General features: G+C 74.4%; 20 protein-coding genes and 1 other RNA gene. 14 read left to right on the top strand and 7 right to left on the bottom strand.

Annotated elements, in window-relative coordinates; translation table 11 throughout:
• Window positions 1-13: 13 nt before the first annotated feature.
• The 4 genes from ACFYWL_RS16565 to ACFYWL_RS16550 are packed head-to-tail and all read left to right on the top strand — an operon-like array spanning window position 14 to window position 4,216.
• Complete coding sequence (locus ACFYWL_RS16565) at window positions 14-1,408, top strand: DUF1501 domain-containing protein (protein WP_386973149.1); 1,395 nt, start codon at window positions 14-16, stop codon at window positions 1,406-1,408.
• Entirely contained in the window at window positions 1,405-2,823 is a 1,419-nt protein-coding gene (locus ACFYWL_RS16560; protein WP_386973146.1) for a ferric reductase-like transmembrane domain-containing protein, read from the top strand. The genes ACFYWL_RS16565 and ACFYWL_RS16560 overlap by 4 nt, the downstream gene beginning before the upstream one ends.
• A 24-nt stretch (window positions 2,824-2,847) precedes the next feature.
• Window positions 2,848-3,426 carry an FMN-binding protein gene (locus ACFYWL_RS16555; protein ID WP_386973144.1) on the top strand — a complete coding sequence of 193 codons (579 nt, stop codon included), beginning with the start codon at window positions 2,848-2,850 and terminating at the stop codon, window positions 3,424-3,426.
• A gap of 49 nt (window positions 3,427-3,475) precedes the next feature.
• Window positions 3,476-4,216: an FAD:protein FMN transferase gene (locus ACFYWL_RS16550; protein ID WP_386973263.1), complete on the top strand. Its 741-nt coding sequence runs from the start codon at window positions 3,476-3,478 to the stop codon at window positions 4,214-4,216.
• A 462-nt stretch (window positions 4,217-4,678) separates the two neighbouring features.
• Here ACFYWL_RS16550 and ACFYWL_RS16545 read toward each other — a convergent pair whose 3' ends face one another.
• Entirely contained in the window at window positions 4,679-5,350 is a 672-nt protein-coding gene (locus tag ACFYWL_RS16545; protein WP_386973142.1) for a bifunctional DNA primase/polymerase, read from the bottom strand.
• A 250-nt stretch (window positions 5,351-5,600) separates the two neighbouring features.
• Here ACFYWL_RS16545 and ACFYWL_RS16540 point away from each other — a divergent pair, with 250 nt between their 5' ends.
• The 7 genes from ACFYWL_RS16540 to mctP all read left to right on the top strand — a co-directional run bounded on the left by ACFYWL_RS16540 (window position 5,601) and on the right by mctP (window position 12,560).
• A complete protein-coding gene (locus ACFYWL_RS16540) occupies window positions 5,601-6,830 on the top strand; it encodes a helix-turn-helix domain-containing protein (protein ID WP_386973140.1) in 1,230 nt (409 codons plus the stop codon).
• Complete coding sequence (locus tag ACFYWL_RS16535) at window positions 6,827-7,429, top strand: flavoprotein (RefSeq protein ID WP_386973137.1); 603 nt, start codon at window positions 6,827-6,829, stop codon at window positions 7,427-7,429. Before ACFYWL_RS16540 ends, ACFYWL_RS16535 begins: the two co-directional genes overlap by 4 nt.
• 108 nt (window positions 7,430-7,537) lie before the next feature.
• Window positions 7,538-8,500, top strand: a complete 963-nt coding sequence (locus ACFYWL_RS16530) for a Nif3-like dinuclear metal center hexameric protein (protein WP_386973135.1) — start codon at window positions 7,538-7,540, stop codon at window positions 8,498-8,500.
• On the top strand, window positions 8,490-9,227 hold the full coding sequence (locus tag ACFYWL_RS16525; protein WP_386973133.1) for a zinc ribbon domain-containing protein: 738 nt from the start codon (window positions 8,490-8,492) through the stop codon (window positions 9,225-9,227). Before ACFYWL_RS16530 ends, ACFYWL_RS16525 begins: the two co-directional genes overlap by 11 nt.
• Window positions 9,228-9,232: 5 nt before the next feature.
• Window positions 9,233-10,462, top strand: a complete 1,230-nt coding sequence (locus ACFYWL_RS16520; RefSeq protein WP_386973131.1) for a bifunctional RNase H/acid phosphatase — start codon at window positions 9,233-9,235, stop codon at window positions 10,460-10,462.
• 203 nt (window positions 10,463-10,665) lie between these two features.
• Entirely contained in the window at window positions 10,666-10,908 is a 243-nt protein-coding gene (locus tag ACFYWL_RS16515) for a DUF3311 domain-containing protein (RefSeq protein ID WP_386973129.1), read from the top strand.
• The gene (gene mctP, locus ACFYWL_RS16510) at window positions 10,908-12,560 is read left to right on the top strand and encodes a monocarboxylate uptake permease MctP (protein WP_386973260.1); all 1,653 of its coding nucleotides are present in this window, start codon (window positions 10,908-10,910) and stop codon (window positions 12,558-12,560) included. The genes ACFYWL_RS16515 and mctP overlap by 1 nt, the downstream gene beginning before the upstream one ends.
• A gap of 91 nt (window positions 12,561-12,651) precedes the next feature.
• Here mctP and ACFYWL_RS16505 read toward each other — a convergent pair whose 3' ends face one another.
• Window positions 12,652-13,134 (bottom strand): MarR family winged helix-turn-helix transcriptional regulator, encoded by a 483-nt coding sequence (locus tag ACFYWL_RS16505; RefSeq protein WP_386973127.1) that lies wholly within the window; start codon window positions 13,132-13,134, stop codon window positions 12,652-12,654.
• A 53-nt stretch (window positions 13,135-13,187) separates the two neighbouring features.
• Here ACFYWL_RS16505 and ACFYWL_RS16500 point away from each other — a divergent pair, with 53 nt between their 5' ends.
• Window positions 13,188-14,420 carry an MFS transporter gene (locus ACFYWL_RS16500; protein WP_386973124.1) on the top strand — a complete coding sequence of 411 codons (1,233 nt, stop codon included), beginning with the start codon at window positions 13,188-13,190 and terminating at the stop codon, window positions 14,418-14,420.
• Between the two features lie 22 nt (window positions 14,421-14,442).
• Here ACFYWL_RS16500 and ACFYWL_RS16495 read toward each other — a convergent pair whose 3' ends face one another.
• Window positions 14,443-15,204, bottom strand: coding sequence for a sulfite exporter TauE/SafE family protein (locus ACFYWL_RS16495; RefSeq protein WP_386973121.1), 762 nt, complete (start codon window positions 15,202-15,204; stop codon window positions 14,443-14,445).
• A gap of 210 nt (window positions 15,205-15,414) precedes the next feature.
• Between ACFYWL_RS16495 and rnpB the strand changes: the two genes are divergently transcribed.
• Window positions 15,415-15,831: RNase P RNA component class A (gene rnpB / locus ACFYWL_RS16490), an RNA gene on the top strand.
• Window positions 15,832-15,893: 62 nt separating this feature from the next.
• Here the strand turns inward: rnpB and ACFYWL_RS16485 are convergent.
• Together ACFYWL_RS16485 and ACFYWL_RS16480 are read right to left on the bottom strand one after the other, a co-directional pair.
• A complete protein-coding gene (locus tag ACFYWL_RS16485; protein ID WP_386973119.1) occupies window positions 15,894-16,757 on the bottom strand; it encodes an alpha/beta fold hydrolase in 864 nt (287 codons plus the stop codon).
• A gap of 303 nt (window positions 16,758-17,060) precedes the next feature.
• The gene (locus ACFYWL_RS16480; RefSeq protein ID WP_386973116.1) at window positions 17,061-17,330 is read right to left on the bottom strand and encodes a hypothetical protein; all 270 of its coding nucleotides are present in this window, start codon (window positions 17,328-17,330) and stop codon (window positions 17,061-17,063) included.
• A 37-nt stretch (window positions 17,331-17,367) separates the two neighbouring features.
• On the opposite strand from ACFYWL_RS16480, the gene ACFYWL_RS16475 reads away from it, so the two are divergent.
• Window positions 17,368-18,054: a TetR/AcrR family transcriptional regulator gene (locus tag ACFYWL_RS16475; RefSeq protein WP_386973113.1), complete on the top strand. Its 687-nt coding sequence runs from the start codon at window positions 17,368-17,370 to the stop codon at window positions 18,052-18,054.
• Between the two features lie 54 nt (window positions 18,055-18,108).
• Here the strand turns inward: ACFYWL_RS16475 and ACFYWL_RS16470 are convergent, their stop codons facing one another.
• Together ACFYWL_RS16470 and ACFYWL_RS16465 are read right to left on the bottom strand one after the other, a co-directional pair.
• Entirely contained in the window at window positions 18,109-18,789 is a 681-nt protein-coding gene (locus ACFYWL_RS16470) for an HAD family hydrolase (protein ID WP_386973110.1), read from the bottom strand.
• A complete protein-coding gene (locus tag ACFYWL_RS16465; RefSeq protein WP_386973107.1) occupies window positions 18,786-19,808 on the bottom strand; it encodes a DMT family transporter in 1,023 nt (340 codons plus the stop codon). Before ACFYWL_RS16465 ends, ACFYWL_RS16470 begins: the two co-directional genes overlap by 4 nt.
• Window positions 19,809-19,857 lie beyond the last annotated feature (49 nt).

The raw sequence follows: 19,857 nt of genomic DNA, 5'->3' as shown, positions 1-19,857 counted from the left end.
GATGGAGAAGCCGGTGAGGCACCCGATGGAGAAGACCGTGCACCCGTTCCCCCTGCACCCCGAATGCCCCGACCTGCGCCGCCTGGCCGACGACCCGGCCGAGGCGCTGCTGCGGGCCGAGGCCGACATCGTCGCCGCCGAGAACGCCGCCGAGGCCGACCGCTACCGCCGGCTGGAGGCGCTGGAGGAGGCCCAGCAGGACGGCCGGGGCGTCACCCGGCGCACCTTCGTCGCCGGGGCCGCCGCCACCGCGACCGCCCTGGCCACCGCCCAGTTCGTCACCACCTCCGCCTCGTTCGCGGCGACGAAGACCGGCACCCTGATCCACGTCTTCCTCTACGGCGGGCTGGACGGGCTGAGCCTGGTGGCCCCGGCCGACGACCCGGTGCTCGCCAAGGCCCGCCCCGACCTGCTGCTCGGCGACGACTCCCTGGCCCTGGGCCGCGGCTTCAAGCTGACCAGCGCGTTCGCCCCGCTGGAGAAGTGGCTCAGGGCCGGGCAGCTCGGCTTCGTGCCGGCGGTCTCCGACGAGCGGCTGTCCCGCAGCCACTTCCAGGCCGCCGACGCCTGCAACCTCGGCGGCCTGCCCAGCGAGACCGGCGGCCGAGGCTGGCTGGACAGCCTCGTCGACAACCTCGGCAAGGGCACCGCGTTCCGCAGCGTCGGCATCGGCAGCACCCTGCCCCGGTCGCTGGTCGGCACCAACGGCGCGCTGGCCATCAACAGCGTCGGCTCGCTGCGACTCAACGGCGAGGACAAGTACCGGGCCGCGACCGAGAAGGCGATCCGGGGCCTGTTCACCGGGATCAACCACCCCGTCCAGGAGGCGGTGCAGGACGGCCTCGGCGCGCTGGCCACCGCGCAGAAGCTCGCGGCGAAGCCGTACCAGCCGGCCGAGGGCGTCAAGTACGAGGGCGTCGGCTACGCGTTCCAGCAGCTCGCCCAGCTCATCAAGGGCGGGGCGAACGTCCGCGTCGCCACCGTCGGGATGGGCGGCTACGACACCCACGAGAACCAGGGCACCCGCCCCGGCGGGCAGCTGCACCGCCGCCTCGGCGAGCTGGCCGCCGCGCTGGCCGCGTTCTTCACCGACCTGGGCGACGCCGCCGCCGACGTCACCGTCATGGTGTCCAGCGAGTTCGGCCGGCGGGTCGCCTCCAACGGCGGCGGCACCGACCACGGCCACGGCGGGGTGGTCACCGTCCTGTCCGGCCGCAAGCTCGCCGGCTCGCTGCTGGGCGCCTGGAACGGCCTGAGCGACCTCGACTCCGGCGACGTGCCCGAGTACAACAACATGTTCGACGTGTACGGCTCCGTGGCGCAGGGCCGCTTCGGGCTCACCACCGCCGAGGTCGACAAGATCTTCCCCCGGCAGAAGTTCACCCCCATGAAGCTGTACGCGGCGTGAGCCACCCGCACACCCACACCGCCGGCCGCCGTACGGGCAACCCCGCCCCGCACGGCGGCCGGTCGGCTGCGCCCGTACCCCCGGCGGCGGTGCCCCGGCGCGGGCCCGGCGGCCGGCGGGCGCTGGTGGGCCTGTTCTGGGCGGGCCTGGTCGCCGCCGTGCTGCCGTGGTGGCTGGACACCCCCGCCGGCTCCCTGGACACCACCGCCGCCGCGCTGACCGCCGCCGGCCGCGTCACCGGCCTCGTCGCCGGATACCTGCTGCTGGTCCAGGTGCTGATGATGAGCCGCCTCGGCGCGTTCGAGCGGTCGGCCGGCGCGGAACGGGTCGCCCGCTGGCACCGCGACGTGGGCGCGACCCTGCTGGTCGCGGTGCTGGCCCACCTGTCGCTGATCGTGGTCGGCTACGCCGCCGAGGGCGGCCGGTCGGTGCTCGGCCAGGCCGGCGAGCTGCTGGCCGACTACGAGGACATGGTGGGCGCGTTCGCCGCGGCCGGCATCCTGGTGCTGCTCGGCCTCACCGGGGTCCGCGGGCTGCGCCGGGCGCTGCCCTACGAGCTGTGGTACCACCTGCACCTGGCCAGCTACCTCGCCGTCGCGCTCGGCTTCGGCCACCAGTTCAGCAACGGCGCGCAGCTCTTTCCGCCGGGCCCGGCGCGCGCCGGCTGGACCGCCGCGTACGCGCTGGTGGCCGCCGCCCTGCTCTGGGGCCGGGTGGTCGCCCCGCTGCGGTTCAACCTGCGGCACCGGCTGCGCGTGGCCGACGTGGTGGCGGAGAGCCGCGACACCGTGTCGATCTACCTGACGGGCCGGCGGCTGCACCGGCTCGACCTGCTCGGCGGGCAGTTCCTGCGCTGGCGGTTCCTCGCGCCGGGCTGCTGGTGGCAGTCGCACCCGTTCTCCGTCTCCGCCGCCGCGAACGGCCGCTGGCTGCGGCTGACCGTCAAGGTGGTCGGCGGACACACCGCCGACCTGCGCGAGGTCGAGCCGGGCACCCGGGTCTGGGCGCAGGGCCCGGCGGGCACGTTCACCGCCGCCCACCGCCGCCGGGACCGGGCCCTGCTGATCGCCGGCGGCAGCGGCATCGCCCCGCTGCGGGCCATGCTGGAGGAGCTGCCGCCGGGCGCGGCGCTGATCTACCGGGCCCGCACCCCCGACGACGTGCTGCTCCAGCGGGAACTGGACTGGCTCGCCCAGGAACGCGGCACCGACGTCTGGTACGTCGTCGGCTCCCGCGACGACCCCGGCCCCCGGCAGGTGCTCAGCGCGCCGGGGCTGCGCAAGCTGGTCCCCGACGTGGCCCGCCGCGACGTCTACCTGTGCGGGCCGCCCGGCCTGGTCGCGCAGTCGGTCCGCGCGCTGCGGGCGGCCGGGGTGCCCCGCCGCCAGATCCGCCTCGCCACCTTCGAGCTGTAGTCCTTCGCCGAGAGGTCCACCGCCATGCGTCGCGCGCTCCTCGCGATCACCGGCCTCGCCGCCGGCACCACCGCCCTGGTGGTGCTCAAGGGCTCCCCGGGCGTCAGCCAGGCCGCCCAGGAGCCGCCGGCCGCCGCCGCCCCGTCGGGCGGGACGACCACCCCGCCGGCCGCCACCGCCACCCTCGGCGCGAAGCCCCGCGCCAGCGCCACCACCCCGGCCGCCACCCGCGCCCCGACGGCCCGGCCCACCGCGGCCCGCGCCAGCACGGCCCGGCCCACCTCGGCCCCGCGCGCCACCACCGCCGCGCCGCGCGCCACGACCCGCCGGGTCACCGGGCCGGTCGTCGAGAACGAGTACGGCAACGTGCAGGTGCAGATCGTCGTCTCCGGCACCCGGATCGTCGACGCCGTGGCCCTGGAGCTGCCGCAGGAGACCGCGCAGTCCGACCGGCGCAGCGACCAGGTCGACGGCCGCTACAGCGGCCCCTCGGGGCAGGTCGTGCAGCGGCAGAGCGCCGAGGTGGACACCGTCTCCGGGGCGACCGCCACCAGCGAGTCCTACCGGCGGTCGCTCCAGGCCGCCATCGACCGGGCCCGCTGAGGTGGCGACGGCACCGACCCGGCCGGGCCTGCGCCGGGTCGAGCAGATCATGGGTACGGCGATCAGCCTCGACCTCGCCGACGACCTGCCCGCCGGGCGGCTGCACGAGCTGGCCGAGGAGACGTTCGCCTGGCTGCGGGAGGCCGACGCCCGGTTCAGCACGTACCGGGCCGACAGCGAGGTGCGCCGCTTCGACAGGGGCGAGGTGCTGCTGTCGGAGGCGTCGGAAGACCTGCGGGCCGTCCTGGCCCGCTGCGCCGACCTGTGGGGCGACACCGACGGCTTCTTCGACGCGTACGCGACCGGGGCGCTGGACCCGTCCGGCTACGTGAAGGGCTGGGCGGCGCAGGTCGCCTCCGACCGGCTGCTCGCCGCCGGCGCGCCGAACCACTGCGTGAACGCGGGCGGCGACGTGCGGGTGCGGGGACTCTCGGCGGGCGGCCGGCCGTGGCGGATCGGCGTGCGGCACCCGTGGGACGAGACCTCGACGTGCCTGGTGCTCACCGGCACCGACCTGGCCGTGGCGACCTCCGGGGTGTACGAGCGCGGCCACCACGTGCTCGATCCGCGCCGGGGCGCCCCGGCCACGGGGCTGCGCTCGGTGACCGTGGTCGGCACGGACCTGGGCGTCGCCGACGCGTACGCCACGGCGGCGGTGGCCATGGGCGTGGCCGGCATCGCATGGCTGGGCCGCCTGACGGGCCACGAGCACGCGATAGTCACCGACGACGCCCGCCTCCTCCACTCCACCGCCCTCCCCACCCTCCCGGCCCTCCCCACGGCCCCCTGACCGCCCATGCCCCCGCGATCTTGCAGTTGCGGCCCCGGGTTCGGGGGCTTCATCCCGTTCTGCCCGGGCCCAAAGTGCAAGATCGCCGGCGGTGATGGCGGTGGGGGCAGCGCCGGCGGTGATGGGGGTGGGGGGCTGGGTGGGGTCAGGCGGTGGGGCGGCGGGTGCCCGCCGGGTGGGAGCCCAGCGGGCGGGGGCGGCCCGGGCGCGAGCCCGGCGGACGGGTGGGCGGCCAGCGTCGTGGCCGGCGGTGGTGCGGCGGCGGCTCCGCCCCGTCGGGTCGGCGCGCCGCGTCATCCCTGGACATCAGACCCCCGATCGGGGCGCTGTCGCGCCCTCGTCCGGGTCAACGAGGCCCGTGGCGGCCGGGACGCTGCCCGCCCGGCGTCCGCTCCCCGACAGTGGCCGTCCCCGGCCGCCTGCCGAAGGCGCAACGCATCAACGGCCCGCCGACAGCGGCCCTCACCAGCCGCGCCGGGGCAGCGGCAGGTGGCCGGGGAGCAGCTCCGCCGGGAGCGACACGCCGGTGGCCCGCAGGGCGTCGACCAGCACGTTCTGCATCAGGTAGGAGTCCGGGAGCTGCCAGCGCGCCTGCTCCGGGGCGACCGCCCAGCGGACCGGGCCCTCCGGCAGCCGGGTCGGCGGGGCGGCGATCCACGAGCCGACGCCGTGCCGGACCACGTAGAAGCAGTGCTCCAGCTCGGGCCGGAGCGGGTCGCCCGGGCGGACCAGGAACATCCAGCGCCCGGTCGGGGTGACCACCACCGGGCCCCGGACCCCCGCCCCGGCCGGGTGCGTCCCGACGGAGTCGAGCACGTGCCGCCCGAGGTGGGCCGGCACCTCCAGGACGTCGAAGGCCCGCCCGGTGGGCAGCAGCACGCCGTGCGGGCGGCTGCGCCACCAGGTCGCCACCCGGGCCGGGTCGGCGGTGGCGGCCCGCTCCCATTCCTGGAGGGCGGGGTGGCAGCCGACGGTGGGGCAGCCGGCCCGGCCGCACACGAAGCGGCTGCGGGCGAGGCAGGCGCCGGGCGTCACCTCCCAGCCGTGCGCGGCGTAGCGCACGGCGACCCTCCGCAGCCGGACCCGTTCCAGCGGCGACAGCTGTGCGACCCGTGGGCCGACGTTCCCCCACATTCCTTCGTACTCCCTCCGCCTGACACCCCGGGCGTCAGGTCACATGTCGAGCGCCGTCACTGCCGTAGGCCGCCGTCGTTGACCTGACGGAACGGTTGATGCAACTTGCACGAAAGCTATGAGGGTCACCCGTACGGCCGACGTACTGGCTGTGCGACCAGCGACAACATGACGACGAACGGACTGCCACGCCACCCGCGTAGGCGGACGCCGGTGACCGGTCGGGCACCGGCAGGGGAGGGATGGGGAGATGGACGAGTTACCCATTGGCCGGCGGGTGGCCTACTGGCGCGGGCGGCGCAAGCTGTCCCAACAGGTCTTCGCCGACCGGCTCGGCAAGTCCAAGAGCTGGGTGGACAAGGTCGAGCGCGGGGTGCGCCGGCTCGACAAGTTCTCCGTCCTCTACGAGATCGCCTACATCCTCGAAGTCGACGTGCAGCTGCTGCTGGGCAAGGACCCGGAACGCCGCGCCGACGCCCTCAACTGCATCGACCAGGTCGAGGTCCAGGAGATCCGGGCCGCCCTGGAGCGGTACGACTCGATGAGCGCCTACTTCGACGCGGCCCCGTTCCCGCCGCCGCTGGTGGACATGCGCAAGGCGGTCAACCACGCCTGGCTGACCTACCAGTACGGCCGTTACGGGATGCTGACCCGGGCGCTGCCGAAGCTGCTGCGCGACGCACAGGCCGCCGACGCCGGCCACGACGGCGACCAGTCCCGGGAGGCCGCCCACCTGCTCGGCCAGGTCTACCAGATCGCCTCCTCGGTGCTGCGCAAGCTCGGCGAGTGCGACCTGGCCTGGCTGGCCGCCGACCGGTCGATGGCCGTGGCCCAGCGGGCCGACGACCCGCTGCTGGCCGGCATCGCCACCACCCGGGTGTGCAACGCGATGGTGGCGATGGGCCGGCCCCGCCCCGCGCTGGAGCTCAACCTCGCCATCGCCAACCGGCTCGCCCCCGGCGGGGACAACGACACCGACCCGGGGCGGCTTTCCGTCTACGGGCTGCTGCTGTTGCAGGGCGCGATGGCCGCCGCCCGGCTCGGCGACTCCGCCACCGTCGACGACCTGATCAACGGCGCCCACGAGGCGGCCCTGGTGCTCGGCAGCGACCAGAACCACTACTGGACGTCGTTCGGCCCGACCAACGTGGAGCTGCACCGGGCCGCCGCCGCCGTGGAGCTGGGCGACGGGGGGCGGGCGGTGGAGGTCCACCGCCAGCGCATCGTCGAGCCGATGTTCAACACCCTGCTGCCCGAGCGCCGCGCCCATCACCTGCTCGACCTGGCCCGGGGTTACGCCCAGATCGGCGACGTGGCCAACGCCGGGGAGATGCTGCTGCGCGGCGACCGGCTCGCCCCCTCGGAGATCCGCTGCCGCCCCATCGCCCACGAGGTGATGTCGGACGTCCTGCGTCGCACAAGGGGTGCGCCGCCTTCGCTGATCGCGGAGTTGGCTGAGCACATGGGAGTGGGAGTATGAGCGCGGCGGGGGTCGGGATCACCGATCCGCACCGCAGCAGCGAGCGCCGCCAGGTGCTCTACGTCATCGCCTGCGGGTCGCCGCTGGCCAGCCACGTCGGCCGGCTCGTGGAACTGGCCCAGCAGGACGGCTGGGACGTGTGCGTGGTCACCACGCCGGACGGCGCGAAGTTCGTCGACCGGCCGGCGCTGGCCCGACAGACCGGTCATCCGGTCCGCAGCCGCTACAAGAACCCGGGCGACCCGGACGTGCTGCCCCCGGCCGACGCGATGGTCGTCTGCCCGGCGACGTCCAACACGGTCAACAAGTGGGCGGCCGGGATCACCGACACCCTCGCCCTCGGCCTGCTGGTCGAGGGGCAGGGCAAGGGGGTGCCGATCGTGGCGGTGCCGTTCACCAACGTCGCGATGGCCGGGCACCCGGCCTTCCGGGCCAGCCTGGCCCGGCTGGCCGAGTGGGGGGTCGACGTGCTCTTCGGCGACCACGTCGTTCCCCTGCATCCGCCCGGCACCGGCGAGCACCACCTGCACGCGTTCCCCTGGGCCGCCGTCCTGGCGGCCGTACGCGGCCTGCGCTGCCCGGTGAGCCCGGCCGCCTGAGCCCAGCCGGGAAGCAGGGGCCCCTTGTCAGCGGATTCCGTCGGCCGAGGGGCCCCTGTCCGCCGCCGAGGCCGTGACGCGCGGCCGACGCCGGTAAGCTGGCCCGCCGTGAGCACAACCGCGACACCGCCGCAGCCGACGACCGTGGCCGACGTGGTGGCGGCGCTCGCGCGCCGCTACCCGATGACCTGGGCCGAGGACTGGGACCGGGTGGGGCTGGTGCTCGGCGAGCCCACCGCCCCGGTGCGCCGGGTGGCCTGCGTGGTCGACGTGGTCCCCGAGACGGTCGCCGAGGCCCTCGCCGCCGACGCCGACATGATCGTGGCCCACCACCCGCTGCTGCTGCGCGGGGTCTCCTCCGTCGCCCCGACGACGTTCAAGGGGCGCATCGTCCACGACCTGATCAAGGCCGACGTGGCGCTGTGCGTCGCGCACACCAACGCCGACGTGGCCGACCCGGGCGTCTCCGACTCCCTCGCGGCCCGCTTCGGGCTGACCGGCCTGCGCCCGCTGCACCCGCCGGCCCCCGACTCCCCGGCCGCGGGCGCGGGGCGGGGCATCGGCCGCATCGGCGAGCTGCCCCGGCCCATGACCCTCGCCGAGCTGACCCGGCACGCCGCCGCCGTGCTGCCCGCCACCGCCTGGGGCGTTCGCGCGGCCGGCGATCCCGGGCGTATGGTTCGTACCCTCGCCGTCAGCGGCGGCTCGGGGGACGCGTTCCTCGGCGCGGCGACCGCGGCCGGCGTCGACGCCTACCTCACCTCCGACCTGCGCCACCACCCCGCCGGAGAACACCTCGCCGCCGGCGGCCCCGCCCTGCTGGACGCCGCACACTGGGCGACCGAGCGGCCCTGGCTCGACGACCTGGCCGCCGTCCTGCGGGCCGAGCTGGGCGTCGAGACCATCGTGTCCGACCTGGACACCGACCCGTGGACGGTGCACGCCGCCGCCCCCACGGCTGCCGGCCCGGCAGCCACCCGCACCGCGCCCGGCGGCACCGCCCCGGGACCCGCCGCCGACCCCGCCGACCCCGCCGCCGCGGACGACAAGGAGCCCCGACGTGAAGGCTGACCCGAAGGTCCAGCGCCGCCTGCTCGACCTCCAGGCGATCGACACCACCCTCGCCCAGCTCGCCCACCGCCGCCGCACCCTGCCCGAGCTGGCCGAGCTGGAGGCCCTCGCCCGGGAGCTGTCCGCGCTGGAGGACGAGCGGGTCCGCGCCCAGGTCGCCGTCGACGACCTGGACCGCGACATCGCCCGCATCGAGAAGGACGTCGAGCAGGTCCGGGCCCGCAAGAGCAAGGACGAGGCGCGGCTGGCCGCCGGCAGCGGCCCGGCCCGGGAGCTGGAGGCGCTCCAGCACGAGCTGGTCTCGCTCAACCGCCGGCAGAGCGACCTGGAGGACGCCGAGCTGGAGCTGATGGAGCAGCGGGAGACCGCCCAGGGCGTACTCGACGGGATCGAGCGGCGGGCGGCCGACGCGCGCGAGCGGCGGGCGGCGGCCGAGCAGCGGCGCGACGACGCCCTCGCCGAGATCGCCAAGGAGGAGGAGTTCAAGCGGCAGTCCCGCGCGCCCCTCGCCGGTGACCTCCCGGCGGAGCTGGTCACCCTCTACGACAAGATCCGCGCCGACACCGGGCTCGGCGCGGCCCTGCTCACCGGCGGGCGCTGCGGCGGCTGCCGGCTGGAGCTCTACGGCGCGGACATGGCCCGCATCCGCAAGGCCGCGCCGGACGACGTGGTGCGCTGCGAGGAGTGTCGCCGCATCATGGTCCGCACCAACGAGTCGGGGCTGTAACTCAGATGGCGGTGCGCGCGGTCGTCGTCGAGGCCGACGGCGGGTCCCGGGGCAACCCCGGCCCGGCCGGCTACGGCGCGGTGGTCCGGGACGCGGAGAGCGGCGAGGTGCTCGCCGAACGCTCCGAGGCGATCGGCACGGCCACCAACAACGTCGCCGAATACCGGGGGCTGATCGCCGGCCTCGCGGCCGCCGCCGAGCTGGGCGCGGTCGAGGTCGACGCCCGGATGGACTCCAAGCTGGTGGTCGAGCAGATGTGCGGTCGCTGGCAGATCAAGCACCCGGGGCTGCGCCCGCTGGCCGCGCAGGCCGCAGCGCTGGTCGGCCGGTTCGCGGCGGTGCGCTTCCAGTGGATCCCCCGGGAGCGCAACCGGCACGCCGACGCCCTGGCCAACGCCGCGATGGACGCGGCGGCCACCGGCGGGAAGGCCCGCGAGGCCGCCGCCGGCCGGGCGGCCCCGGCCGCCGCCGAGCCGCCCCGTGAGGTCGCCGCACCGGACTCGCCCGCCCGGGCCCTCGCCCGGGAGGCCGCCGCCCGCGCCGCCACGAAACGGGCCGGCACCGACCCGGCGACCACCCCCGCCTCCTGGGAGCCGCGCCCCAGCGACACGGCCACCCGGCTGATCCTGGTGCGGCACGGCGAGACCGAGTTCACCGAGCAGCGCCGCTACTCCGGCCGCGGCGACGTGCCGCTGTCCGCCCGGGGCCGGGCCCAGGCGCGGGCCACGGCCGCCCGGGTGGCCGCCCTCGCCCCGGCCGTCGCGGCCGTGGTCAGCTCGCCGCTGTCCCGGTGTACGGCCACCGCGCGGGCGATCGCCGGGGCGCTCCGCCAGCCCGTGCCGGTACGCACCGACGACGACCTCGTCGAGTGCGACTTCGGGGCGTGGGAGGGGCGCACCTTCGCCGAGGTGCGCGCCGGCTGGCAGGGCGAGCTGGACGCCTGGCTCGCCTCGACCCGGGTCGCCCCGCCCGACGGGGAGTCGTTCACCGAGGTCGCCGCCCGGGTGACCCGGGCCACGGACGCGCTGGTCGAGGCGTACCGCGGGGAGACCGTGGTGGTGGTCTCGCACGTCTCGCCGATCAAGCTGGTGCTGCGCGAGGCCCTGGCCGCCGACGACGCGTTCCTGCACCGGCTCTATCTCGACGCGGCCGGCATCTCGGTGCTGGACCGGTGGCCCGACGGCGGCGTCGCGGTGCGTTCGGTCAACGACACCGCCCACCTCGCCGCGCTCTGACCCACCGCGAACAGGCGGCCGTCCCCACGGGGACGGCCGCCTGTCCCGTGTGCCCGCCGCCGGATGGACATCGATGACCGTGCCGTTCGGCGCAGCCGGTGGCCCGCTCGGCGCAGCGCCCCGCGTCGGTCGAACGTGACGCCCGTCACCAGGTCGTAACGTCCGGCCGTCATGGGGAGACAAGACCACCGGAGGTGTGTCAAATGACCGCATCCAAACCGGAGGAGCCGGGCTCGGCGTCGTCCAGGGCGAAGGACCGCAGCCCCTGGAACTGGTTGCTGTTCGTCCCGATCGCAGTGCCGCTGATCCCGGTGTTGTTCAACGCCGACGCGCCGCGGGTGTTCGGGTTCCCGCGCTTCTACTGGCTGCAACTGGCCTACATCCTGCTCGGCGTGTCCACCACCACGCTGGTCTACCGGCTGACCAGGAAGCGGGGCGGTCAGTGATGTGGCGGGACCACCTGACCGAGATCATCGTCTTCACGGCGCTGTTCCTGCTGGTCAGCGTCATGGGTTTCGTGGCGGCCCGGTGGCGGGCGCCGAGGGACATGGCCCACCTCGACGAGTGGGGGCTGGGCGGGCGCAGCTTCGGCGGCTGGATCACCTGGTTCCTCGTCGGCGGCGACCTCTACACGGCCTACACGTTCGTGGCGGTGCCGGCGCTCGTGTTCGGCGCGGGCGCGATGGGCTTTTTCGCGGTGCCGTACACGATCGTGGTCTACCCGATGGTGTTCCTGGTGCTGTGCCGGCTCTGGTCGGTGTCGCACCGGCACGGCTTCGTCACCCCCGCCGACTTCGTCCGCAGCCGGTTCGACTCGCCGGTGCTGGCGCTGGTCGTCGCGGTCACCGGCATCGTCGCCACCATGCCGTACATCGCGTTGCAGCTCGTCGGCATCGAGGCGGTGCTCAAGACCATGGGGGTGACCGGCGAGAGCGCGCTCGCCCGGCACCTGCCGATCATCATCGCGTTCGCGATCCTGGCCGCGTACACGTACCAGTCGGGGCTGCGCGCGCCCGCGCTGATCGCGTTCGTCAAGGACACGCTGATCTACGTGGTGATCCTGGTGGCGGTGCTCTGGCTGCCGCACAAGCTGGGCGGCTGGGGCTCGATCTTCGACGCCGCCGAGGCGAAGTTCCAGGCCACGGCGCAGAACCCCAACGACGGGATCCTGCTCAACGCCAACAACCAGCTCCAGTACGTCACCCTGGCGTTCGGCTCGGCGCTGGCGCTGTTCCTCTACCCGCACAGCATCACCGGCGTGCTGGCCAGCCGGAACCGCGACGTGATCAAGCGGAACATGTCGGCGCTGCCCGCGTACACCCTGGTCCTCGGGCTGATCGCGCTGCTCGGCTACCTGGCCATCGCGGCGGGGGTGAAGCCGCTGCCCGGGTCGACGCCCGGCAGCGCGGACGCGAACACGGTCGTGCCGGTGCTGTTCGACCAGCAGTTCCCCGACTGGTTCGCCGGGGTCGCGTACGCGGCCATCGGCATCGGGGCGCTGGTGCCGGCGGCGATCATGTCGATCGCGGCGGCGAACCTGTTCACCCGCAACATCTACAAGGAGTACCTGAAGCGGGACGCCACCCCGGCCCAGGAGGCGAACGTCTCGAAGATCACCTCGCTGGTGGTGAAGGTCGGCGCGGTGGCCTGCATCGTCTTCCTCGACCCGCAGTTCTCCATCGACCTCCAGCTCATCGGCGGCGTGATCATCCTCCAGACGCTGCCGGCGGTGGCGCTGGGCCTCTACACCCGCTGGTTCCACCGGGGCGCGCTGGTCGCCGGCTGGGCGGCCGGCATGGGGCTGGGCATGTGGATGCTCTACCAGATCCCCAACCCGGCGACGCAGCGCGCCCACTTCGGCGGCTCGGCGTTCCCGCTGAGCGACTTCGGCTTCGACACCAAGAAGACGATCTACGTGGGGATCGTGGCGGTGCTGGTGAACCTGCTGGTCGCCGCCCTGGTGACCCTGGCCCTGCGGGCGGCGAAGGTGGACGCGGGCACCGACGGCACCACGCCGGACGACTACTTCGCCGACGAGGGCGACCCGCACGTCGCCCCGGGGCCGGCCCGCGACGCGGACGCCGCCCCTGTTGTGTAAGGAAGGGCCCCCTGTTAACGCTTTCTGTTGTACAGGGGGCCCCTGCTAACCAAGGCCGGGCCCGGCACCAAGGCCGGGCCCGGCGCGCCGGTCAGTGGCGGGTGCGGGTGCGGGTCTCCAGCGCCTCGTTGAGCCGGCGCAGCATGGTGGCCAGGGTGTCGCGGTCGGCCGGGGCCCAGTCGGCGAGGATGTCGCCGTAGAGCCGGGTGCGGGCCGCCCGGACGGCGGCCATGCGCTGCAGCCCGGCGGGGGTGGGGGAGACCACCGTGCCCCGGCCGTCGCTCGGGTCGGGCGCGCGGGCGATCAGCCCGTCGCGCTGCATGGCGGAGACCTGCCGGGTGACAGTGGAGCCGTCCAGGTTGAGCCGGGCGGCGAGGGCCGAGACGTTCTGCGGGCCGGCGCTGTCGAGGTGCCGCAGGATCACGTACGCCGCGCGGTCCAGCACCCGGTGCTCGGCCGTGCCGGTGGCGCGCCGGGTCGCCTCGCCGAGGCGCATCAGCAGCGCCACCTCCGTCTCGATCCGCCCGAGTGTGACCTCTTCCGCAGTGCCTTCCGCGGTGCCGTCCTCGCTCATGCCTGTAGGATACAAGGAAAATACCTGTACGATACAGCTATCCGGGAGGCGGAGTGGATCGGCGCAACGAACCCCACCGCAGTGCCATCTACGCCACCACGCTGGTGGCGTTCCTCGCCATCGCCGGCATCGCCGTCGTCGACCCCATCCTGCCCGCCATCGGCGAGGCCATCGGCGTCACCGCCTGGCAGGTCGAGCTGCTGTTCACCGCGTACATCGCGGTCATGGCCCTGGGCATGATCCCCGCGACCCTGGCCAGCGGCCGGTTCGGCTTCAAGCCCGTGCTGATCACCGGCGTCTCGGTGGTCGGCCTCGCCGCCATCGGCGCCTCCTTCAGCAACGACATCGTGCAACTGTCGGTGCTGCGCGGCGTGTGGGGGCTGGGCAACGCCATGTTCTTCGCCACCGCCATGGTGGTGCTGGTCAACCTCGCCAACGACCGCGAATGGGTGGTCGGCCTCTTCGAGACCGCGCTCGGCCTCGGCTTCGCCGTCGGCCCGCTGCTCGGCGGCCTGCTCGGCGAGGTGAGCTGGCGGCTGCCGTTCTTCGTCTGCGGCAGCTTCATGGTCCTCGCGCTCGCCGTCGCGTCCCGCCGGCTCCGCGAGCCGGCAAACCCCCAACCTCGGGTACGCCTCGGCGCGATCTTCGCCACCTACCGCCGGCCCGCGTTCGTGGCCCTGTGCGCCGTCACCGCCGCCTACAACTTCGTCTTCTTCGTCGTGCTCGGCTACACGCCGCTCTTCCTCGGCCTCGACGTCATCCCGCTCGGCCTCGCGTTCACCGGCTGGGGCCTCGGCCTCGCCGCCGGCATCCTCGTGGTCGGCCACCGGCTCGCCCACCGCATCGGCGCGGTGCAGACCGTCGGCGTGGCCGTCGCCGGCCTGCTGGCCTGCATGGTCCTGTTCGCCACCTCGACCGGCACCGCCATGTCGCTGGTCGTGCTCGTCGTCGCCGGCCTGTTCATGGGCCTGGCCAACGCCAACCTCACCGACCTGGCCCTCGGCCTCGGCGCCGCCGACCGCCGGGTCGCCACCGGCGCGTTCAACCTGGTCCGCTGGGGCGCCGCCGCGCCCGCCCCGATCATCTCCGGCAAGCTCGCCGAGCGCGGGCTCGCCCTGCCCTTCTGGGTCGGCCTCGGCGTCCTCGCCGCCGGCGCGCTGGTCTACCTCGCCACCGCACACCGGATGGCCGCCGGCCACGGCGAGCGGGTGCTCTGGGCCCGCTGGAACCGGGCCGCCGCCCGCAACGAACACGCCCCGGAGGAGCCGGTCGGCGAGGCGTACTGAGCCGGCCGCTCGGGATGCCCGCTCAGCGCACCGCGCGCCACAGCAGGTACAGGCCGATGCCCGTGCCGAACGCCACGATCAGCGTCTTCAACACCACCTGCGGCAGCCGGCGCACCAGCCGCGCCCCCGCGTACCCGCCGGCCAGGGTCGCCGGGGCCACCACCGCGACGGCCGCCCAGTTCACCGGGCCGAACAGCGCGAACACCACAAGCGTGGTCAGCCCCACCATCGCCGAGAGCAGGTTCTTCACCGCCAGCACCCGGGCCAGCGTCGCCTCCATGACCAGCGCCAGGCCGGCCACCAGCATCACCCCCAGGGCCGCGCCGAAATAGCCGCCGTACACCGCGCCGACCGCGACCATGGCCTGCACGGTGACGGTACGGCGGCGCGGCCCCAGCTCCGCCGGCTGCCCGACGAGGCGGCGCAGCGGATCCTGGAACGCGAGCACGGCGGTGGCCCCCAGCACCAGGAACGGCACCACCAGCTCGAACGCCCGCGCCGGGGTGCCCAGCAACAGCAGGCACCCGGCGACCGTGCCCGCCACCGTGGTCGGCAGCAGCGCCCACAGCGCCCGCCCGTGCGGCAGGTCCGTGCGGCTGCCCGCCACGCTCGCGACGTACCCGGGGAACACCGCCACGGAGTTGCTCACGTTCGCCGGCACCGGCGGCAGGCCCGCCGCGATCAGCGCCGGGAACGTGATCAGCGAGCCGCCCCCGGCCACCGCGTTGACCGTGCCCGCGGCGAGGCCGGCGGTGACCAGCAGCGCGGCGTCGGAGAGTTCCACGCCGCCGAGGCTAACCCGCCCGGCCGCCCCCCACTCCTTGCACCCCGTCGCCCCGCCCGCCCCCGCCCCATGATCATCTCCATGTCGGCGACATGGCGGTATCCCCACGCCCCGGACCCCGCCAGGTCGCCGACATAGCGTCGGCGGCCCAGGCCGGAAGGGCGCGAAATGGGCGCGCCGCTGTGGTCGTTAGGATGAGTGCGCGACGGACGAGTCGACCGGGCGGTCGCGTCGGCGGGCCAGGTGCCCGTCGCCGAGGAACGTCCGGACTCCACAGGGCAGGGTGGTTGCTAACGGCAACCCGGGGCGACCCGCGGGACAGTGCCACAGAAAACAGACCGCCGGCCCCGACGGGGACGGTAAGGGTGAAACGGTGGGGTAAGAGCCCACCAGCATCCCGGGTGACCGGGATGGCTCGGTAAACCCCACCCGGAGCAAGGCCAAAATGGGCCGTCACCGCAAGATGACGACCTGCGCAGACGCTTGAGGGCTGCCCGCCCGATGTCTGCGGGTAGGCCGCTGGAGCCTGCCGGCGACGGCAGGCCTAGATGGATGGCCGCCGCTGGCGCGGGCCCCGCGAGGGGTGCGCGCCGGGCACAGAATCCGGCGTACAGGTCGACTCGTCCGTCGCCCACCAGCTCAGACCCCCGATCAAGGCTCTGAGCTGGTTCTATGTCCGGACACCGATGTCAGGCGAGAAAGTCGTGCAGGGCTGCGGTCAGGTCGTCGGGATTCTCCTCGGCGACGTGGTGGCCGGACTCGATCGGATGGCCACGGAGATCGTCGGCCCACGCGGCCCAGACAGCGAGCGGGTCACCGTACAGGTTCTCCATGTCGTCCCGGCTGGACCAGAGGTAGAGCGTCGGGCAGCCGATGGTACGACCAGCGCGCCGGTCGGCTTCCTCGTGCTCCCGGTCGACTCCGAGGCCGGCGCGGTAGTCCTCCAGCATCGCCCGCACCGTGGATGCGTCGTGAATCGCCCGCCGGAATTCCTGGTGGTTCTCGGCTCCCATGCTCTCGGGCCGTGCCTTGCTTGCGTACCAGGCGTCGGGGTCGGCGTTGATCACCCGTTCCGGTGTGTCGGGTTGGGCGAAGAAGAACCAGTGGTACCAATCGCGGGCGAACTTGGCGTCGCACCGTGCAAGGGCTTCACTGATTGGCACCCCGTCGAGCACAACCAGCCGGCTGACTGCGTGGGGATGGTCCAGTGCCAGGCGTAGCGCGACATAGGAACCGCGATCGTGCCCGACTACGGCGAACCTCGGATGGCCCAGAGCATTCATCAGCCGGACGAGATCCGCTGCGACTGCTCGCTTGGACTGCTGGGAGTGGTCGGGAAGGATGTTCGCCTTCCCCGACTGCCCGTAGCCCCGCATGTCGGGACAGACGACGGTGAACCCGCGTTCAACTAGCTGCGGTGCGACCCGATGCCACGTTGATCCGGTACGCGGATGTCCGTGAACGAGCAGGACCGGACGGCCCTGCCCAGCATGCCGAACCCGTAGCTCAACCTCCCCGACATCGATCCGCTCGTCCGTGAAGTCATCGAACATGGCAGACAGGTGTCCAGATGGCTCGTCGGGCAAACTTCCTCTCGTCGGAGGATCCGCACGTCCGGAGGCGCACTGATGTGCCCCCTAGCTGTATCGCGCGGTGGCGTATCGCGTGGCGGAGATGCGCCGCGCATCGGATGACGGATCACGGTGGGCCTACGCTGCCGGGGGCTTGACGTAGACGCGCCGGCGACCTGGCTCGACGGCTACCAGCTCGACGCCAAGGGCGAGGCGGTGGCACGGCGGGAGTCGAGAAGGCCCAGACTCCAGACGCGGACGTAAGTCCGCCGGTTGGGCGGGCGGTCAGGGCGCGGTGTCGGAGTAGACCTCGACGTCGTAGAGCAACTGCACGTTGCGCCGGCCATTCGTGATGCCGACGAAGACCGGTTCGCCGGCCGGGGTGCGGCCCTGCCGCCACACCGCGTCCCGCGCCGCCTCCCGCGACTCGTGGTGGGTCTTGCCCTCCTGGTGCAGTTGCAGGATGCGCCGGGCGGTGACCTGGTCGCTGTCGAGGTGGACCCGCAGCAGAGGTATGACGCCACCCCCTCCCCGATTCCGAGCCCAACTTACCAACGTTAAGCTGCCTGTCCACCGTACTAGAATGAACTCCATGACCACCACGCCGCCGCCCGTCTGGCTGCGCGCGGAGCCGGCGCGTGCCCGGCGGAAGCCGCCGCTGACCCTCGACCGCATCGTGGGCGCGGCGGTGACCCTGCTCGACGCCGACGGCATCGAGGGCCTGACGATGCGCCGCCTCGCCCAGCGGCTCGACGTGACGGCCACCGCGTTGTACTGGCACGTGAAGACGAAGGACGACGTCCTGGACCTGGCCGTCGACGGGGTCTTCGGCGACGTGCCGATGCCCGAGGTGACCGACGACTGGCGACAGGACGCCCGCGTCCTCGTCCGTGCCTGGCGCGCCGCGATGCTGCGCCATCCCTGGGCGCCGGGGCTGATCGGGCGGCCGATGCTCGGGCCCAACGTCCTGGCCCGCACCGAGTTCCTCCAGGCGGCGCTGGTGCGCGGCGGCTGTGACGGGCTCCGGCTCGCGGTGGCCACGCGGATGCTGGCCAACTACGTCATCGGCGCGTCGCTCACGGAGGCCACCTGGCGGCAGCACGCGGACCCAGGGGCGAGGGCCGCCGCCCGCGAGCACGTCGCCGCGAGTGCCGACGCCTATCCGACCCTCCACGCCTCCGGCCATCTGGACGACACGCGGTGGGACGACGACCTGCTGTTCGAGGAGGGCCTCGACGGCATCCTCCGGGCGGCGGCGCGGGCGGGAGCATCGGGCTGACCGGGCCGGGCGGCGGCACGGGCGGGGGGGCGGCTGGGCTGACCAGCCGCGCAGTCAGTCGACGCCGAGGGCGGCCACCAGCTCGGCCATGCTGTCGATGGTGGCGTCCGCCGCGGCGAGCCGGGCGCGCTTGCCGGGCTTGTTGGCGTACCCGATGGCGGCGATCCCGGCGGCGTGGGCGGCCTCGACGTCGGTGGCCGAGTCGCCGACCAGGACGCAGTCCGCCGGCGCGGCGTCCAGCTCCCGCAGGGCCGCGAGCACCGGGTACGGGTCCGGCTTCATCCGCCCGGGCGCGCCCTCGGGGCGGCCGACGACCGGATGCACGTACGGGGTGAGTCGACCGGCGCTCAGGTAGGCGCGGACGCACGCGGCGGAGTTGTTGGACACCACGGCGACCCGGCGGCCGGTGCGGTGGGCGGCGACGATGACCTGCCGGCCGTACGGGGTCGGGGTGGCGGTGCGGGCCGCGGTGACCTCCGCGCGGGTCAGCGCCTCATCGACGAGGCGGACGACGGCGGGGCGGCCGAGCGTGGCGGTGAAGCGCAGCACGGCGAGCGGGTCGGGCTCGTGCCGGATCCCGGGCAGCAGGGGCACGGCCTGGCCGAGGAGGAGTTGGCGCAGCCCGTCGGCGACGGCCGATGCCGGATGCCGGGCGAAGACGCTGCACACGGGCCCGTCGAAGTCGAGCAGGACCACGCGGGCGCGGGCCACGATGGCGGCGAGGGCGACGGTCATCGTCCGGCGGCGGGGTCAGGCTGCGCCGGATCGGGCTGTGCTGGATCGGGCTGTGCCGGGTCGGGCTGCGCCGTTGCGGGGGCGGCGCGGTCCTGGCCGGCGGGCTGGAGGGCGACGACCGCCGCCAGGATGAGCGCGCCGCCGAGCAGCGCCGGCGCGGTGAGCCGCTCGCCCAGGAGCAGCGCCGCCAGGAGGGCGGCGGAGAGCGGCTCGACGAGGGTCGCCACCGTGGCGGCCGAGCCGGACGTCGTGCGTAGCCCGGCGTAGAGCAGGCCGTACGCCAGGGCCATCGTCGCGACCCCGAGGTACGCCAGCAGGGCGAGCGAGGCGGGGTCGGCCGTGCGCACCGGCTCGCCCGCGGCGAGGGCGATCCCGAGCCAGGGGAGCAGCGCCAGCGTCCCGGCGGCGGTGGCGCACGTGGTCAGGGCCACCGGGTCGACCCGCTGGGCCAGGGCGTGCCCGAGCAGCGTCGTCGCCGCGTAGGTGGCCCCGGACGCGACGGCGAGGGCGATCCCGAGCCCCGGCCGGCCGCCGGGGGCGGGTGAGCCGTGTCCGGCGGTCGCGCTGATCAGCACCAGCCCGGTGAGCGCCGCCGCGAGCACGCCCACCTCGCGCGGCGACGGCCGCGACCGGGCGACGGCGTGTTCCCAGACGGCGGCCAGGACCGGCGCCAGCCCGAGCGAGACGACGGTGGAGACGCTCACGCCGACCAGCAGGACGGAGCCGAAGTAGAGGGCCTGGTAGAGGGCGGTGCCGACACCGACCACGCCGGCCAGCACCGGGTGGGCGCGCAGCGTCGCGAGCACGACGCCCGACCGGCGGGTCGCCACGGCGAAGCCGACCAGGGCGACGGCGGCCAGCGCCATCCGCCACGCGCTGACCGTCATCGCGCCGAAGCCGTCGCGGTCGTGCAGCACGGTGACCACCAGCCCGCCGGTGCCCCACAGGACGCCGGCCGCGCAGACCTGGAGCAGCCCGATCCGGGCGCGTCGGTGCGCGGCCTCCGCTGGCGTCGTCACGGGACCAATCTATGCGGCACGGCGAACTCGTTCGATCCGATTACGCCAC

Source organism: Micromonospora sp. NPDC002575, assembly GCF_042889525.1.
Lineage (GTDB): Bacteria > Actinomycetota > Actinomycetes > Mycobacteriales > Micromonosporaceae > Micromonospora > Micromonospora carbonacea.
Note: the sequence above shows the minus strand (reverse complement) of the source record. Positions and strands in the feature narration are given on the sequence as shown.